We start from the raw sequence: 15,751 nt of genomic DNA on the forward strand, positions 1-15,751 counted from the left end.
CCGGACCGACGTTCCGCGACTCTCGGGCCCGATGCCGGGTGGAGAAAGGTTCATCGATGAGCGGGTCCCGCGTACCCCGGCTGCTGTTGCCCCTCGCCCTGACCGCCGTTCTCGCGGCAGCCGGGTGCGGGACCACGCCGGACGCGTCCCCGGAGGCGCCGGCGGCCGGACCGTCCCCGGCCGCTGCCGCGCCTCCGGCCTCCGGGGCGGCCACCGCGGAAGCGGTGACCGTCCCGAAGACGCTGACCTTCAGCGGGACCACGCTGAGCGGTGCGAAGTTCGACGCCGGGTCGATGGCCGGCAAGCCGGCCATCCTCTGGTTCTGGGCGCCCTGGTGCGCGACCTGCGCCAGCGAGGCGCAGTCGCTGTCCGACATCCATGACGAGTACGCGGGCCGCCTGGGCATCCTCGGCATCGCGAGCCTCGGCAGTGCCGCGGAGATGGACGACTTCGTCGCCGACTTCGAACTCGCCGAGATCCCGCACCTCAACGACAAGGCCGGCAAGCTGTGGAAGCGGTTCGGCATCGTCCAGCAGAGCTGGTACGTGATGCTGGACCGCACCGGCAAGGTGGCCTACAAGGGCTACCTCGACGATCTCCAGCTGACCGAGAAGGTCAAGGAGCTGACCGCCTAGTAGGTGGTCGGCGGGGCGGGAGACTGCCAGGCCGGCTTCTCCGACGGCATCAGGATCCAGGCGAGCGGGTAGACCAGGATCTGGCTGCCCGGGATCACGAAGAGGATCAGCACGAACAGCATCCGGGCGATCCACGGGTCGATGCCGAAGCGGCGGCCGAGGCCAGCGCAGACGCCGGCGATCATCCGGCCGTCCTGCGGGCGAACCAGGCCCTGACGGGCGAGCGAGTCGTGCACGGCGTTCATGAGGGGATCCCTGCCTTCACTGGTGGTGAACTGATGACTCCATGGTGTCGCCGGACGGGGGCCGGCCGCATCGGGCATGGCCCCGATCCTCGTCTCGGGGATCTCCATGAGGCCGCCGCCTATTCGGGAAGAGACAGCGCCCTATACAGTGCGAGCGCATACGTAAGGGGGCGCTCCGGGGGGCAGCGGAATGGTCGACGGCTCAGTGCCGGGTGAGCGGACACAACCGCTACGCACCGGCGATCCCCCGACCCTCGGGGAGTACGAGCTGGTCGGTCGGCTCGGTGAGGGCGGCATGGGTACGGTCTACCTGGCCCGTACCGGTGCCGGAGTGCTCGTCGCGGTCAAGATGGTGCGCGCCGACCTGGCCCACGACGACGAGTTCCGGCGGCGGTTCCGCAGCGAGGTCAACCGGGCCCGGCAGGTGCCGCCGTTCTGCACCGCCGAGGTGCTCGACGCCGACCCCGACCACGAGTCGCCGTACCTGGTCGTCGAATACGTCGACGGGCCCACCCTGGCCGAGGTGGTCGAGCAGCGCGGGCCGCTGACCAGCGCCAACCTGCACGGCGTCGCGATCGGGGTGGCCACCGCGCTGACCGCGATCCACGGTGCCGGGGTGATCCACCGCGACCTCAAGCCGCGCAACGTGCTGCTGGCGCCGGGCAGTCCCAAGGTGATCGACTTCGGGATCGCCCGGGCGATGGAGGCGACCAGCGCCAACACCCGCACCGATCAGATGGTCGGCACGGTCGCCTACATGGCGCCGGAGCGGTTCTCGTCGGACGAGGAAGTCCCGCTCACCCCGGCCGCGGACGTGTTCGCCTGGGGGAGTGTGGTGGCGTATGCGGGGACCGGCCGCACGCCGTTCTACGCCGACTCGCCACCGGCCATGGCGGCCCGGATCCTCACCCAGCCGCCCCGGCTGGACGGCCTCAGCGGCCCGCTGCGCGATCTGGTGGCGCACTCGCTGGAGAAGGACCCGGCCAACCGGCCCAGTTCCCGGGAGCTGCTCGACCTGCTGATCTCCGGTAAGCAGCGGCCGGCCGCGACCGCCGCGGCCTTCGCCGACCAGCCGGATCTGCGGGCCGCCGCGGTCGAGGCGCAGGCGGTCACCGGTGTCGCGCCGGAACCCTCGGTGAGCCTGCCGACCCTGGCCATCCCACCGGGGATGGTCGGCTACGACGAGAACTCGATCGTCACCGTGCCGATCTCCGCGGACCAGGCGGCCGTCCCGCGGCCCGCGGCCGGTCAGGGCCGCCGCTGGGCGATGCCGGCCCTGCTCGCGGTCTTCGTGTCGGCCCTGGTCGCCGGGGCCGTCCTGGTGGCCCTGGAGCTGCGCAACGACGACGACCGCCGGTCCGGTGCGGCGTCCCCGACGTCCCCGACGCCGACACCGGTGGTCACCATCGACTCGCCGACCGGGCCACCCCGGTTGCAGGACACCCTGAAGCGGCAGGCGCTGTGGACCGCCAAGGACTATCCGGAGGAGACGGCGAAGTGCTACTTCGCCGACAACGCGCTGGTGGCCCACCGGGACCGGGCCGGGGTCTTCAAATGCTCGGGCCCGCTCGACGAGATCCCCGCCGACATGCATGTCGAGGTGACGGTTCGGCTCAACACGGCGGGCAGCTGCGCGGCCATCTGGTTCCGCAACGTGGGTCAGGTCGGCTACCAGGCCCGGGTGTGCGAGAACGACATCTACATCGGGCTGCACAACCGGGACGGCGACGGCAAGATCAAGGTGCTCAAGACGCTGTCCCTGGGCGACAGCCCGATCGGGCTGGCCCCCGTGTCGACCCGGATCGGGCTGATCGCCCGGGGCGAGACGGTCGAGGTGTACCGGGACGGCGTCCTCGTCGGCGAGGCCCCGCTGATCGAGCGACGGCTCCAGCTCCAGGAGGGCCGGGTGCTGCTCGGCGTCTACAACGCCCGCGACGTGCCGGACACCGGGCCCTACGAGGTGGCCTTCACCGACATCAAGATCTGGGACGTGAAGTGACGAGGCCCGGGCGATCACCCGGGCCTCGTTCCGATCAGTCCCGGGTCAGCCCGGCCCGGCGCAGCGCGTCGGCCATGGCGCTGTTGCCGAAGCTGTTCCCGCCGCCGCCACCCTGACCGCCACGCTGGCCGCCGCCCTGCCGGGGCTGGCGCTGCCCGCCCTGGCCGCCGCCGCGCTGCTGTCCGCCCTGGCCGCCGCCGCGCTGCTGCCCGCCGCCGCGCTGCCCGCCGCCCTGGCCACGGTCCTCCCGCGGCGGCCGACCCTTGTTCGGCTCGTCGCTCAGGCGCATGGTCAGCGAGATCCGCTTGCGGACCGGGTCGACCTCCAGCACGCGGACCTTCACCACGTCACCGGACTTGACCACCTCGCGCGGGTCCTGCACGAACTTGTCGGACAGTGCCGACACGTGCACCAGACCGTCCTGGTGCACGCCGATGTCGACGAACGCGCCGAACGCCGCCACGTTGGTCACCTGGCCCTCCAGGACCATGCCCGGCTTCAGGTCGGCGATCTTCTCGACGCCCTCGGCGAAGGTCGCCGTGGTGAACGCCGGCCGCGGGTCGCGGCCCGGCTTCTCCAGCTCCTTGAGGATGTCGGTGATGGTCGGCAGGCCGACCGTGTCGGTGACGAACTTGTCCGGCCGGATGCCCTTCAACAGCGGGCTGTTGCCGATCATCGTCTTCACGTCCGATCCGGCGTCCGCCGCGATCGTCCGGACCAGCGGGTACGACTCCGGGTGCACGCTGGAGAAGTCGAGCGGGTCCTCACCGTCGCGGATCCGGAGGAAGCCGGCGCACTGCTCGAACGCCTTCGGCCCGAGCCGGGCCACGTTCTTGATCTCCTTGCGGTTCTTGAACGGGCCGTTCTGGTCGCGGTGCAGCACGATGTTCTCGGCCAGACCGGCGGTGATCCCGGAGACCCGGGTCAGCAGCGGCGCGGAGGCGGTGTTGATGTCCACGCCGACGCCGTTCACACAGTCCTCGACCACCGCGTCCAGCGAGCGGGCCAGCTTCACCTCGGACAGGTCGTGCTGGTACTGCCCGACGCCGATCGACTTCGGGTCGATCTTCACCAGCTCGGCCAGCGGGTCCTGCAGCCGGCGGGCGATCGAGACCGCGCCGCGCAGCGACACGTCCAGGCCCGGGAGCTCCTGCGACGCGTACGCCGAGGCCGAGTAGACCGACGCGCCCGCCTCGGAGACGACCACCTTGGTCAACTTCGCGTCCGGGTGCTTCTTGATCAGCTCGGTGGCCAGCTTGTCGGTCTCCCGCGACGCGGTGCCGTTGCCGATCGCGATCAGCTCGACGTTGTGCTTCGACGCCAGCGCGGCCAGCCGGTGGATCGACTCGTCCCACTTGTTCTGCGGGACGTGCGGGTAGATCGTGTCGGTCGCGACCACCTTGCCGGTCGCGTCCACCACGGCGACCTTCACCCCGGTGCGGAAACCGGGATCCAGACCCATCGTGGTACGGGTCCCGGCGGGCGCCGCGAGCAGCAGGTCACGCAGGTTGGCGGCGAACACCCGCACCGCCTCGTCCTCGGCCGCCTCGCGCAGCCGGACCCGCAGGTCGGCGCCGAGGTGGATGAGGATCCGGGTGCGCCACGCCCAGCGGACCGTGTCGACCAGCCACTTGTCACCGGCCCGGCCGTGGTCGCTGATGCCGTTGCGCCCGGCGATGCGGCCCTCGAAGTAGCCCTCGTCCTCCTCCGGATGCGGCTCCATGGTGAGGTCGAGGACGTCCTCCTTCTCCCCGCGCAGCATCGCCAGGATGCGGTGCGAGGGCAACTTGCCGTACGGCTCGGCGAAGTCGAAGTAGTCGGAGAACTTCGCCCCGTCGGTCTGCTTGCCGTCGCGGACCTTGGCGACCAGCCGGCCGCGTGTCCACATCTGCTCACGGAGCTCACCGATCAGGTCGGCGTCCTCGGCGAACCGCTCGATCAGGATGGCCCGGGCACCGTCCAGGGCGGCCTGGGGGTCGGCCACCCCCTTCTCGGCGTCCACGAACGCGGCGGCGGCCGCTTTCGGGTCGACCGTGGGGTCGCCCAGCAAACCGTCGGCGAGCGGCTCCAGGCCGGCCTCCCGGGCGATCATCGCCTTGGTCCGCCGTTTCGGCTTGAACGGGAGGTAGATGTCCTCCAGGCGGGCCTTCGTGTCGGCCTCGAGGATCTGCTGCTCCAGAGCGTCGTCGAGCTTGCCCTGGGAGCGGATCGACTCCAGCACCGCGGCCCGCCGGTCCTCCAGCTCCCGCAGGTAGCCCAGGCGCTCCTCCAGGGTGCGCAGCTGGGCGTCGTCGAGGGTGCCGGTCACCTCCTTGCGGTAGCGGGCGATGAACGGCACGGTGGCCCCGCCGTCGAGCAGCTCGACCGCGGCGGTGACCTGCCCTTCCCGTACCCCGAGCTCCGAGGCGATGCGCTGATGGATAGCTGTCGTCACGTCGACGATTGTTACCGAGCCCGCGCCGCCTTGTCGCGCCACCCCGCACTGTCACCCGCGCGCGACCGTCCCACGGCCGTCCGCCGGTGTGCCGGAGTGCCGGAGGTACCGCTTGCGAGGGACGCCCGGAACCGTCATGAACCGTCCGGGTGGCGTCCCGCGTACCCCGATGTCGCGAATGTCACGTCGGTCTTGCGCGGCGTGTCACGGTGGCGCGGACGCCGCCGATCCTGACCAAGATCGCCCCGGATCATCGCCGGGCCGCCCCACGGAACCGCCATCGGGGCTGTGACCTGCGCCATCATCCTCTTCGGGGCGGTCCGGGGCGAGATCGGCCCCACAGTGGCATACCAGGGATCCGCAGACACTTGGTAGGAGGTACTAGAGACAACGGAATTGGCCTTTGGCACAGTTGTCACATGACGCTTGCTGTCCGGGCGGTCGCCGCCACTGATCAGGGCCTGGTCCGGTCCAACAACGAAGACGCCGTCTTCGTCGGTAATCGACTCTTCGTGGTGGCGGACGGCATGGGCGGACTGCCCGCCGGTGAGCTGGCGAGCGACATCCTGGTGCAGAGTCTCAGCGTCGTCGACACCGCGCCGGACAACGGCGAGCCGCTGCAGGATCTGATCAACGCGTTGCAGACCGCCAACCAGCGGATCGAGGCGTCGGTCGCCGAGGACGACGCCCGTGACGGCATGGGTACGACGGTGACCGCGCTCCTGCTCTCCGGCGATCGGCTGGCCGCCCTCAACGTCGGTGACTCGCGCTGCTACCTGCTCCGCGACGGTGACTTCCAGCAGCTCACCCGGGACGACACCTATGTGCAGGCGCTCGTCGACCAGGGTGTGCTCACGCCCGACGACGCCCGGCGGCACCCGCAGCGGGCGCTGGTCACCCAGGCCGTGCAGGGCGGCCCGTTCCGGCCGGCCGGGCGGATGATCCCGGCCCGGATCGGCGACCGGTACCTGCTGTGCAGCGACGGGCTCTCCGACTACGTCGAGGACATCGTGATCGCCCAGACGCTGCGCGATGTCACCGATCGCAAGATGTGCGCGGCCGAGCTGGTCAACCGCACCCTGGAGAACGGGGCGCCGGACAACGTCACGGTGATCGTCGCCGACGTCGTCGAAGCCTGACGGCGATGATCAGAGGCCGTCGCATCCTCGCCGGTGCGGCGGCGGCCGTCGTGATCACGGTCCATCGCCTCGCGGTCCGTCTCTCTGCGGTCCGTCTTCCTGAAGTCCGTCGCCTCGCGGTCCGTCGCTTTGCTGTCGGCGTCGCGGCGGCCGTCCTCGTCCCCGCCCTGGCGGCCTGCTCCGGCACGGAGACCGAGGCGCCGCTGCCCGAGCTGAGGCTGCGGGCGACCGCCGAACAGTGGCGGCAGGACGAGGTGGCCCGGCAGCTCGGGATCGCCCTGCACAACGATGGCGACGCGCCGGTCTGGATCTCCCGGGTCGAGCCGGACCTGCCGTCCTTCGAGGGCGAGACGCCGGCCGACACAGAGGCCCTCCTGCCGCCGAACGGGCTGCGGGTGGACGTGACCGTGCCCTACGGCACCGGAGGCTGCACAGCGGCCGCTGAGGCCTCCTCCGTGACGGTGGTGGCGCGGGTCGAGGGCGACACGCGAACCCAGCGGGTGCGGCTCGCCCTGCCGTACCCCAACGAGCTCCTCGACCGGTTGCTCGCCGACGACTGCGCCGCCGAGACGGTCCGTAGGAGTGTCTCCCTGCGGTTCAGCGACTGGACCGACCTGGGCGCCGACGGGGTCCGTGGCAGCCTCGTCGTCGAACGGTCGGCGACCGCCACCGGCACCGCCCGGCTGCACTCCTTCGACGGCAACGTGATGTACCGCCTCGCCTACCGCACGGCGGACCCGCTGGCCGAGGTCACCGCGGCCGCCCCGGTGGCGACACTGCCGTTCACGGCGTCACCGCTGCGCTGCGACCTGCACGCCTTCGCCGAGGTGAAGAAACCCTTCGAATTCCCGGTGCGGGTCTCGCTGGACGGCGGGAAACAGCTCTACACGACGGTCCCGGTCGACGACGACGACCGGCAGGCCCTCGACACCATGCTGCGCCGCAACTGCGGAGTCCCACCGGCCGCCGGCTCCTGACCGGCCGGGTGGCCGCCCCGACCGTTGTCGCACCGCCGATTCAGGCCTGGTCGAGGCGGGTGAGCAGGGCCTTCGGGGCCACTGTGCGGAACGCGTCGATGCACAGCTCGGCTATCTCGGACCAGTCCGGGTCGCGATCGAGGCGGACGCCGAGCCAGCCACGATGGCCGACATAGGGTGGTCGGAAGAAACGGGCCGGATCGGCGGCGATCAGCTCGCCCTGCGCACCGGGCGGGGCCGCGCACCACAGATGCGGGAAATCGTCGTCGTGGTGGCCGTCCGGCCAGAGCATCACGAACTGTCGCCGGCCGCGGACGAAGAACGCCGGTGAGCCGTGGCTGAGACGCTCGGTCGCCTCGGGCAGACGCAGGCAGATGGCACGGAGCCGCTCGGTCGTCGAGTCCATGCCCCGCATTCTGCGCCCCGGGTCTGACATATCCTCGGCCCGTGCTGATGACGACCGAGCGGCTGATCCTGCGGCGTTTCCGGGCGTCCGACGCGCCGGTGCTGGCGGCCTACCGCTCGGATCCGGAGGTGGCGCGCTACCAGTCGTGGGACGTGCCGTTCCCGATCGAGCGGGCGGAGGTCGCGGTCCGCAACTTCGCGGCGAGTTCGCCCGTCGAGGCGGGCCGGTTCCAGTATGCGATCGAGCTCGCCGAGGAGCAGCGCCTGATCGGGGACGTGTATGTCCGGCTGCACGACAACCTGATGCAGGGCGAGATCGGGTTCACGCTGGCCACGGCGTACCAGAAGAGGGGTCTGGCGACCGAGGCGGTCGGTGCCGTGCTGGACCGGCTGTTCCGGGTGCAGCGGCTGCACAAGGTCACCGGGGAGTGCGACGCGCGCAACGCGCGGTCGGCGGCGCTGATGGAGCGGCTCGGGTTCCGGCGGGAGGGGTTGCTGCGGCAGCAGACCTTCATCAAGGGCGAGTGGACCGACGACCTGCTGTACGGGCTGCTCGCCGAGGAGTGGCCGGCGGGCCGCTGAGGGCGCCCGCCGGCCGTCCGCTCAGCTCTCGTGGCGCAGCCAGACGGCGCCCAGCGGGGGCACCCGCAGCGACACCGAGGCGTCGAAACCGTGCCAGGGCAGGTGCTCCGCCTCGACCCCGCCCAGGTTTCCGACACCGGACCCGCCGTAGAGGGCGCTGTCCGTGTTGATCACCTCGGTCCAGCGGCCGACCCGCGGCAGGCCGATCCGGTAGTCCTCGTGCGGGATGGCGGCGAAGTTGACGACGCACGCCAGGGTGTCGCCGTTCGGTGCGAAACGGACGAACGAGAACGTGTTGTGCTGCGAGTCCTCGCTGGTGATCCACCGGAAACCGGAGGGACTGGTGTCCTGCGTCCACAGGGCGGGCGTCTCCCGGTAGACCCGGTTGAGGTCCTTGACCAGGCCGCGGATGCCGCCGAACTGCGGATCGTCGAGCAGTGTCCAGTCCAGGCCGCGGCCCTCGTTCCACTCGGCGAGGTCGCCCATCTCGGCGCCCATGAAAAGCAGCTGCTTGCCGGTGAAGGCCCACATGAAACCGAGCAGGGCGCGGGTGTTCGCGAGTTTCTGCCACAGGTCGCCGGGCATCTTGCCGGTCAGCGAGCCCTTGCCGTGCACCACCTCGTCGTGGCTGATCGGCAGCGTGTAGTTCTCACTCCACGCGTAGACGGTGGCGAAGGTCATCTGGTGGTGGTGCCACTGCCGGTAGATCGGCTCCTTCTCGATGTAGGAGAGGGTGTCGTTCATCCAGCCCATGTTCCATTTGAAGCCGAAACCGAGGCCGCCGAGGTGGGTGGGGCGGGTGACGCCGGGCCACGCGGTGGACTCCTCGGCGATCGTCATGACCCCGGGGTGGTGCTTGTAGACGGTCGCGTTCATCTCCTGGAGGAAGCTGATCGCGTCCAGGTTCTCCCGGCCGCCGTACTGGTTGGGGGTCCACTCGCCGTCCTTGCGCGAGTAGTCGAGGTAGAGCATCGAGGCGACGGCGTCGACCCGCAGGCCGTCGGCGTGGAACTCCTCGCACCAGTAGAGCGCGTTGGCGACCAGGAAGTTGCGGACCTCCTTGCGGCCGAAGTCGAAGACGTAGGTGCCCCAGTCGGGGTGTTCGCCGCGCCGCCAGTCGCCGTGTTCGTAGAGCGGGGTGCCGTCGAACCGGGCCAGCGCCCACTCGTCTTTCGGGAAGTGGGCGGGCACCCAGTCCAGGATCACCCCGATGCCGGCCTGGTGCAGCTTGTCGACCAGGTGCCGGAACTCGTCGGGGGAGCCGAACCGGGAGGTCGGGGCGTAGTAGCCGGTGACCTGGTAACCCCAGGAACCGCCGAACGGGTGCTCCATCACCGGCATCAGCTCGACGTGGGTGAAACCGGTCTCGACGACGTACTCGACGAGCTGGTCGGCCAGCTCGGTGTAGGTCAGGCCGGGCCGCCACGATCCCAGGTGCACCTCGTAGACGCTGATCGGCTCCTGGTGCCACGACTTGCGGGACCGCTCCCGCATCCACTGCTCGTCGTGCCACTGGTAGGACGACTGGTAGACGACCGACGCGGTGGCCGGCGGCACCTCGGTGTGCTGGGCCAGCGGGTCGGCGTGCTCGCGCCACACCCCGTCCCGGCCGAGGATCTTGAATTTGTACTTCGTGCCGATGTGCGCGCCGGGGATGTACAGCTCCCACACGCCGCTGGAGCCGAGCGACCGCATCGGCCACCCGTCGTAGGGACCCCAGCCGGCGAAGTCACCGACCACCTGCACACCGCGCGCGCTGGGCGCCCACACCGCGAAACCGACGCCCGCGCCACGTGGCTGCGCCCCGAGAACCTTCCACAGCTTCTCGTGCCGGCCCTCGCCGATCAGGTGCAGGTCGAGCTCACCCAGGGTGGGCAGATGGCGGTACGGGTCGTCGCACTGCGTCCCGTCCACGTCGATCCGGTAGTCGAGCACGGTCCCGGGCAGCTCGGCCGCGAAGATCCCGTCCGGGTGCACCTTCGTCGCCTCGTACCGTTCGCCCTCGTGCAGGACGGCCACCGCCTCGGCGCCTTTGCGGAGAGTGCGGACGACGGTGCGGCCACCGTGCGGGTGGGCGCCGAGGATGCCGTGCGGGTCGTGGGAGTCGCCGGCTATCACGCTGTCCATCGCGCGTTTGTCGGCGGCGAGCCGCGCGGTGCTGGTCTGACCGATCATGGTTTTGGGGTGCCCTCCGGGGTTCATCCGACGAGCCGGGCGATCGACCGCAGGGGGATCCGCAGCCAGCCGGGCCGGTGCCGGGCTTCGTAGGCGGCCTCGTAGACCGCCTTGTCCAGTTCGTACGCCGCCAGCAGCGCCGCCTTGTCACGCGGGTCGGTGCCCGCCACGTGCGTGTACCCGTCGCAGAACGCGGCCCGGTTGCGGTCCACCCACTCCCGGGCCCGCGCCGCCAGGGGCTCGTCGTCGTCCTGGTCGACCAGCAGCTGGTAGGCCGCGTACTCGTAGGAGCGCAGCACCCCGGCCACGTCGCGCAACGGCGAGTCGGGCAGCCGGCGCTCGTCCAGCGGCTGGCCGGGCTCACCCTCGAAGTCGATCAGCAGCCAGCTCTCCGGGGTGCGCAGCACCTGCCCGAGATGCAGGTCGCCGTGGATGCGCTGGACCTCGACCTGCTCGCCGGTGAGGGCGTTGAAGCGTTCGGTGATCGCCGGGACGTGCTGCTGCAACTCGGGTACCGCGTTGGCGGCGGTCCGCAGCCGGGCCAGCACGGCGTCCAGCGGGAACGGCGCCGGGCCCTGGCCGAGCTGCTCGGCCAGGGTCAGGTGGACCGACGCGACCGCCTCCCCGAGCCGGTACGACTCGCCCTGGAAGTCGCCGCCGACCTCGTCCGCGGCGAACGCGGCGTCGGCGAACAGGTCGCGGGCCGAGGCGGTGGCCATCGCCCAGCCCTCGGCCGAGTTGACCGCGTACTCGGTGACCATGCCGAGTGAGCAGTCGTCGGCGGCCTGGAACGACCCGAGCAGCCGGGCGACGTGCGAGTTTCCGGCCCGGCCGAGCACCCGGTTCAGCTCGATGTCCGGGTTGACCCCGCAGGTGACCCGTCGGAACAGCTTGAGGATGGCGTCCTGATCGAAGATCACGCTGGTGTTGCTCTGCTCCGCGTCGAACACCCGCGGCCAGGCCTCCAGCGGCAGCGTGACACCCGGCTCCCTCTCGAAGGTCACGTCACCGGCGATCTCCGACCGGTCGACCAGCCCCAGCAGGTGGCGGGCGGCCGCCGGGTCGTAGAGGGCGTCGTAGCCGACCCGGCCGTCGTCGGTGGTGCCGATGGTCGCCACCGTGCTGTATTCGGGGATCGGCCCGGCACCCCAGCCGACCAGGATCTGGTACCGCTCGGAGCTGCCGTCGGTGTACTCCACGTCGACGAGGACCAGCTCCAGGTCCTCGCCGAGGGTGGTGGCGGACGCCTCCTTGACCGATGACAGGACTCGGCTGCGCCCGGCGTACCAGCGCTGTTTCGGTAACCACTCGGCGAAAGGCAGCGTCATTGCTTCTCCTCCGACCCGCACAACTGGAACCAGTAGAACCCGTGCCCCGGAAGCGTCAACAGGTACGGAAGCTGGCCGATCCGGGGGAAGTTGACGTGCCCGGTCAGCTCGACCGGCGTGTATCCGTTCCAGTGCTGCAGGTTCAGCTCGATCGGTTGCGGGAAGCGTGACAGGTTGTTGACGCACAGCACCACGTCGTCGCCGAGTTCGCGCAGATACGCGAGAACCGACGGATTGGAGCCGCCCAGCTCGCGAAACGTGCCGACGGCGAACGCCTCGTGTCTGCGCCGGACCGCCAGCATGGTGCGGGTCCAGTTCAGCAGGGAGGTGGCGCTGTCCCGCTGGGCCTCCACGTTGACCGCCTGGTAGCCGTACACCGGGTCCTGGTTGACCGGAAGGTAGAGGCGCCCGGGCGTGGCCGTGGAGAAACCGGCGTTACGGTCCGGCGTCCACTGCATCGGTGTGCGCACCCCGTCGCGGTCACCGAGCCAGATGTTGTCGCCCATGCCGATCTCGTCGCCGTAGTAGAGGACCGGCGAGCCCGGTAGCGACAGCAGCATGGCGGTGAACAGCTCGATCTGGTTGCGGTCGTTCTCCAGCAGGGGAGCGAGCCGCCGGCGGATGCCGACGTTCGCCTTCATCCGCGGATCCTTGGCGTACTCCGAGTACATGTAGTCGCGTTCCTCGTCGGTCACCATCTCGAGCGTGAGCTCGTCGTGGTTCCGCAGGAAGATGCCCCACTGGGTGTTCTCCGGGATCGGTGGCGTCTGGGCCAGGATCTCCGAGATCGGGAAACGCGACTCCCGGCGTACGGCCATGAAGATGCGTGGCATCAGCGGGAAGTGGAACGCCATGTGGCACTCGTCGCCGCCACTGCGCGGGTCGCCGAAGTACTCCACCACGTCGGCCGGCCACTGGTTCGCCTCGGCCAGCAGCACCCGGCCCGGGAACTCGTCGTCGATCACCTTGCGGCAGTGCTTCAGGAAGGCGTGGGTGGCCGGCAGGTTCTCGCAGTTGGTGCCCTCCTCCTCGAAGAGGTACGGCACCGCGTCCAGCCGGAACCCGTCGATGCCCAGGTCCAGCCAGAACCGCAGGACGTCCAGCATGGCCTCCTGCACCTTCGGGTTCTCGTAGTTGAGATCCGGCTGGTGCGAGAAGAACCGGTGCCAGTAGAACTGCCGCCGCACCGGGTCGAACGTCCAGTTCGACTCCTCGGTGTCGACGAAGATGATCCGCGCGTCCTGGTACTTCTCGCTGGTGTCGTTCCAGACGTAGAAGTCGCCGTACGGACCGTCCGGCTCGTGCCGGGACGCCTGGAACCACGGGTGCGAGTCGGACGTGTGGTTCATGACCAGGTCGGTGATCACCCGGATGCCGCGCTTGTGCGCCGCGTCCAGCAGGGCCACGAAGTCCTCGACGGTGCCGAACTCGGGCAGCACCTTGTAGAAGTCGCGGATGTCGTAGCCGCCGTCGCGCAGTGGCGAGTCGTAGAACGGCGGCAGCCACAGGCAGTCGACACCGAGCCACTGCAGATAGTCCAGCCGTTCGATCAGTCCGCGCAGGTCACCGCCGCCGTCGGAGCCCGAGTCGTAGAACGCCCGAACCAGCACCTCGTAGAAGACGGCCCGTTGGAACCAGGTCCGGTCTGCCGGAAGCGCCCGGGCGTGCCCGAAGTCGTCGGAGGTCGGATGCTCGACCACCCCGCCCTCGTTGTGGCTACCCTCGGCCGGGTCGTGCTCGCTCGACAGCTCCATCTGCTCCCCCTACCCCGCCTTGACGGCGACGATGCCTCGAGGCGTCTATCCCGCCTTGACGACGAAGATGTGTGCCGGCTCGACGAACGGGTCGATCCGGACGGCGTTGTACTGCCCCCACTCGTAGGTCGCCCCGGTGATCTGGTCGACCACCGTGAACCGCTCGTGCCAGTCCAGGCCCAGCGCCGGCATGTCCAGAGTGGTGTTGCCCCACTGCACGTTGCTGCTGTCGAACGAGCAGATGACCAGGACGGTGTTGCCGGTGTCCGGATCACGCTTGGAGAAGCAGAGCAGCGCGCCGTTGTCGACCTCGTGGAACCGCAGGTTGCGCAGCCAGTGCAGCGCCGGGTTCTCCTCCCGGGTGCGGTTCAGCTTGGTCAGGTACGGCGCCAGCGAGCGGCCGGCCCGCTCGGCCGCCGCCCAGTCCCGCGGCTTCAGCTCGAACTTCTCGTTGTCGATGTACTCCTCGGCGCCCGGCCGCGGTACGTGCTCGAACAGCTCGTATCCGGAGTAGAGGCCCCAGGACGGCGTGAGCATCGACGCCAGCACTGCCCGGATCTTGAACATCGGCGGACCGCCGACCTGCAGCGACTCGTGCAGGATGTCCGGCGTGTTGGGCCAGAAGTTCGGCCGCATCCAGTCGATCGAGGTCAGCAGCTCCTGCATGTACTGCCGCATCTCGTGGGCCGAGGTGCGCCAGGTGAAGTACGTGTACGACTGGGTGAACCCGATCCGGCCGAGCCCGTTCATCATCGCCGGCCGGGTGAACGCCTCGGCCAGGAACAGCACGTCCGGGTCGGACTCCTTGACCTTGGGGATCAGCCACTGCCAGAAGTTGACCGCCTTGGTGTGCGGGTTGTCCACCCGGAAGATCTTGATCCCGGCGTTCACCCAGTGCATCACCACGCGATAGACCTCGTCGCGCAGCGTGCGGTAGTCGTTGTCCCAGTTGATCGGGTAGATGTCCTGGTACTTCTTGGGCGGGTTCTCGGCGTACGCGATCGTGCCGTCGGCCTTGGTCGTGAAGAACTGCGGGAAGTCCTTGACCCACGGGTGGTCCGGGGCGGCCTGCAGCGCGAGGTCCATGGCGACCTCCATGCCCAGCTCCTCGGTCCGCGCGATGAAGGCCTTGAAGTCCTCCATCGTGCCGAGTTGCGGGTGGATCGCGTCGTGACCGCCCTCGTCCGAACCGATCGCCCACGGCGAGCCGACGTCCTCCGGTCGGGCCGTCAGCGTGTTGTTACGACCCTTACGGTTGATCTTGCCGATCGGGTGGATCGGTGGCAGGTAGACGACGTTGAAGCCCATCGCCGCGACAGCCGGCAGGCGCTGCGCGGCGGTGGCGAACGTGCCGTGCTTGATCGGGGTGGCGTCCGGCCCGACCTCGGCGCCCTCTGACCGCGGGAAGAACTCATACCACGCCGAGTAGAGGGCGCGGACCCGATCGACCCAGATCACGAAGGACCGGGTCGTCGTCACCAGGGCGCGCACCGGGTTGTGCCAGAGCAGCTCCTCCAGGTCCAGCGCCGGGGTGACCCGGGCGAACAGCGACCGCTGCTCGTCGCGCAGCGCCGCCGCGGCGTCGCGGACCCGGTCCTCCTGTTCGGCCGGGACGATCTTGGTGGCCAGGTCGAGCACGTCAGCGCCCTCGGCCAGATCGTTCGCCAGATCCTCGGCGCCCTGCCCGGCGCCGATCTTCTTCACCACCGCGTCGCGCCACGTCCGGTACGGATCGTCGAACGCCTCCACGGTGAACGTCCACCGGCCCACCGAATCCGGCCGGATCGCCGCGTGCCACTGGTCGAGACCCGGCTCACCGGGCGTCATCCGGGTGAACGGCTTGGTCTCCCCATCCGGGCCGCGCCATACCACATTCACGCCGAGCGCGTGGTGACCTTCGCGATAGGACACCGCCGAGACCGGGACAAGCTCGCCGACCACCGCCTTCGCGGGGTAGCGGCCACCGGAAACAGCCGGTGTCACGTCTTCGATGGGGAAGCGACCGGTCATGATCTCCACCGTAGTCAGAGGGGCGCAGGAGGACTCGGCGACCGGGAAAACCACCGCCGGCGTCTCTA

General features: G+C 69.9%; 12 protein-coding genes. 5 read left to right on the forward strand and 7 right to left on the reverse strand.

All coding sequences use genetic code 11. The features are described from left to right. The first annotated feature begins 56 nt into the window (after nt 1-56). A complete protein-coding gene (locus Q0Z83_RS02280; protein WP_317792095.1) occupies nt 57-635 on the forward strand; it encodes a redoxin domain-containing protein in 579 nt (192 codons plus the stop codon). Here the strand turns inward: Q0Z83_RS02280 and Q0Z83_RS02285 are convergent. Continuing rightward, nucleotides 632-880: a PspC domain-containing protein gene (locus Q0Z83_RS02285; RefSeq protein ID WP_317792096.1), complete on the reverse strand. Its 249-nt coding sequence runs from the start codon at nt 878-880 to the stop codon at nt 632-634. The genes Q0Z83_RS02280 and Q0Z83_RS02285 overlap by 4 nt on opposite strands. A gap of 190 nt (nt 881-1,070) precedes the next feature. Here Q0Z83_RS02285 and Q0Z83_RS02290 point away from each other — a divergent pair, with 190 nt between their 5' ends. Further along, on the forward strand, nt 1,071-2,879 hold the full coding sequence (locus tag Q0Z83_RS02290; protein ID WP_317792097.1) for a serine/threonine protein kinase: 1,809 nt from the start codon (nt 1,071-1,073) through the stop codon (nt 2,877-2,879). Between the two features lie 34 nt (nt 2,880-2,913). Here Q0Z83_RS02290 and Q0Z83_RS02295 read toward each other — a convergent pair whose 3' ends face one another. Further along, on the reverse strand, nt 2,914-5,313 hold the full coding sequence (locus Q0Z83_RS02295) for a Tex family protein (protein ID WP_317792098.1): 2,400 nt from the start codon (nt 5,311-5,313) through the stop codon (nt 2,914-2,916). A 419-nt stretch (nt 5,314-5,732) separates the two neighbouring features. On the opposite strand from Q0Z83_RS02295, the gene Q0Z83_RS02300 reads away from it, so the two are divergent. Both Q0Z83_RS02300 and Q0Z83_RS02305 read left to right on the forward strand, forming a co-directional pair. Next, nucleotides 5,733-6,452, forward strand: coding sequence for a PP2C family protein-serine/threonine phosphatase (locus Q0Z83_RS02300; protein ID WP_317792099.1), 720 nt, complete (start codon nt 5,733-5,735; stop codon nt 6,450-6,452). Between the two features lie 5 nt (nt 6,453-6,457). Then, nucleotides 6,458-7,429 (forward strand): hypothetical protein, encoded by a 972-nt coding sequence (locus Q0Z83_RS02305; RefSeq protein ID WP_317792100.1) that lies wholly within the window; start codon nt 6,458-6,460, stop codon nt 7,427-7,429. Between the two features lie 40 nt (nt 7,430-7,469). Here Q0Z83_RS02305 and Q0Z83_RS02310 read toward each other — a convergent pair whose 3' ends face one another. Continuing rightward, nucleotides 7,470-7,835 carry an MmcQ/YjbR family DNA-binding protein gene (locus Q0Z83_RS02310; protein WP_317792101.1) on the reverse strand — a complete coding sequence of 122 codons (366 nt, stop codon included), beginning with the start codon at nt 7,833-7,835 and terminating at the stop codon, nt 7,470-7,472. 47 nt (nt 7,836-7,882) lie between these two features. On the opposite strand from Q0Z83_RS02310, the gene Q0Z83_RS02315 reads away from it, so the two are divergent. Continuing rightward, nucleotides 7,883-8,416 carry a GNAT family N-acetyltransferase gene (locus Q0Z83_RS02315; protein ID WP_317797406.1) on the forward strand — a complete coding sequence of 178 codons (534 nt, stop codon included), beginning with the start codon at nt 7,883-7,885 and terminating at the stop codon, nt 8,414-8,416. Nucleotides 8,417-8,437: 21 nt separating this feature from the next. On the opposite strand, the gene glgB is transcribed toward Q0Z83_RS02315, so the two are convergent. The 4 genes from glgB to Q0Z83_RS02335 form a co-directional block, all read right to left on the reverse strand. Then, a complete protein-coding gene (gene glgB, locus Q0Z83_RS02320) occupies nt 8,438-10,543 on the reverse strand; it encodes a 1,4-alpha-glucan branching protein GlgB (RefSeq protein ID WP_378079012.1) in 2,106 nt (701 codons plus the stop codon). A 71-nt stretch (nt 10,544-10,614) separates the two neighbouring features. Beyond that, nucleotides 10,615-11,919, reverse strand: a complete 1,305-nt coding sequence (locus tag Q0Z83_RS02325) for a maltokinase N-terminal cap-like domain-containing protein (protein WP_317792103.1) — start codon at nt 11,917-11,919, stop codon at nt 10,615-10,617. Further along, nucleotides 11,916-13,673: a maltose alpha-D-glucosyltransferase gene (treS, locus tag Q0Z83_RS02330; RefSeq protein WP_317792104.1), complete on the reverse strand. Its 1,758-nt coding sequence runs from the start codon at nt 13,671-13,673 to the stop codon at nt 11,916-11,918. The genes Q0Z83_RS02325 and treS overlap by 4 nt, the downstream gene beginning before the upstream one ends. Before the next feature lie 45 nt (nt 13,674-13,718). Next, on the reverse strand, nt 13,719-15,683 hold the full coding sequence (locus tag Q0Z83_RS02335) for an alpha-1,4-glucan--maltose-1-phosphate maltosyltransferase (RefSeq protein WP_317792105.1): 1,965 nt from the start codon (nt 15,681-15,683) through the stop codon (nt 13,719-13,721). Between the last annotated feature and the right edge of the window lie 68 nt (nt 15,684-15,751).

The organism is Actinoplanes sichuanensis, from assembly GCF_033097365.1.
Lineage (GTDB): Bacteria > Actinomycetota > Actinomycetes > Mycobacteriales > Micromonosporaceae > Actinoplanes > Actinoplanes sichuanensis.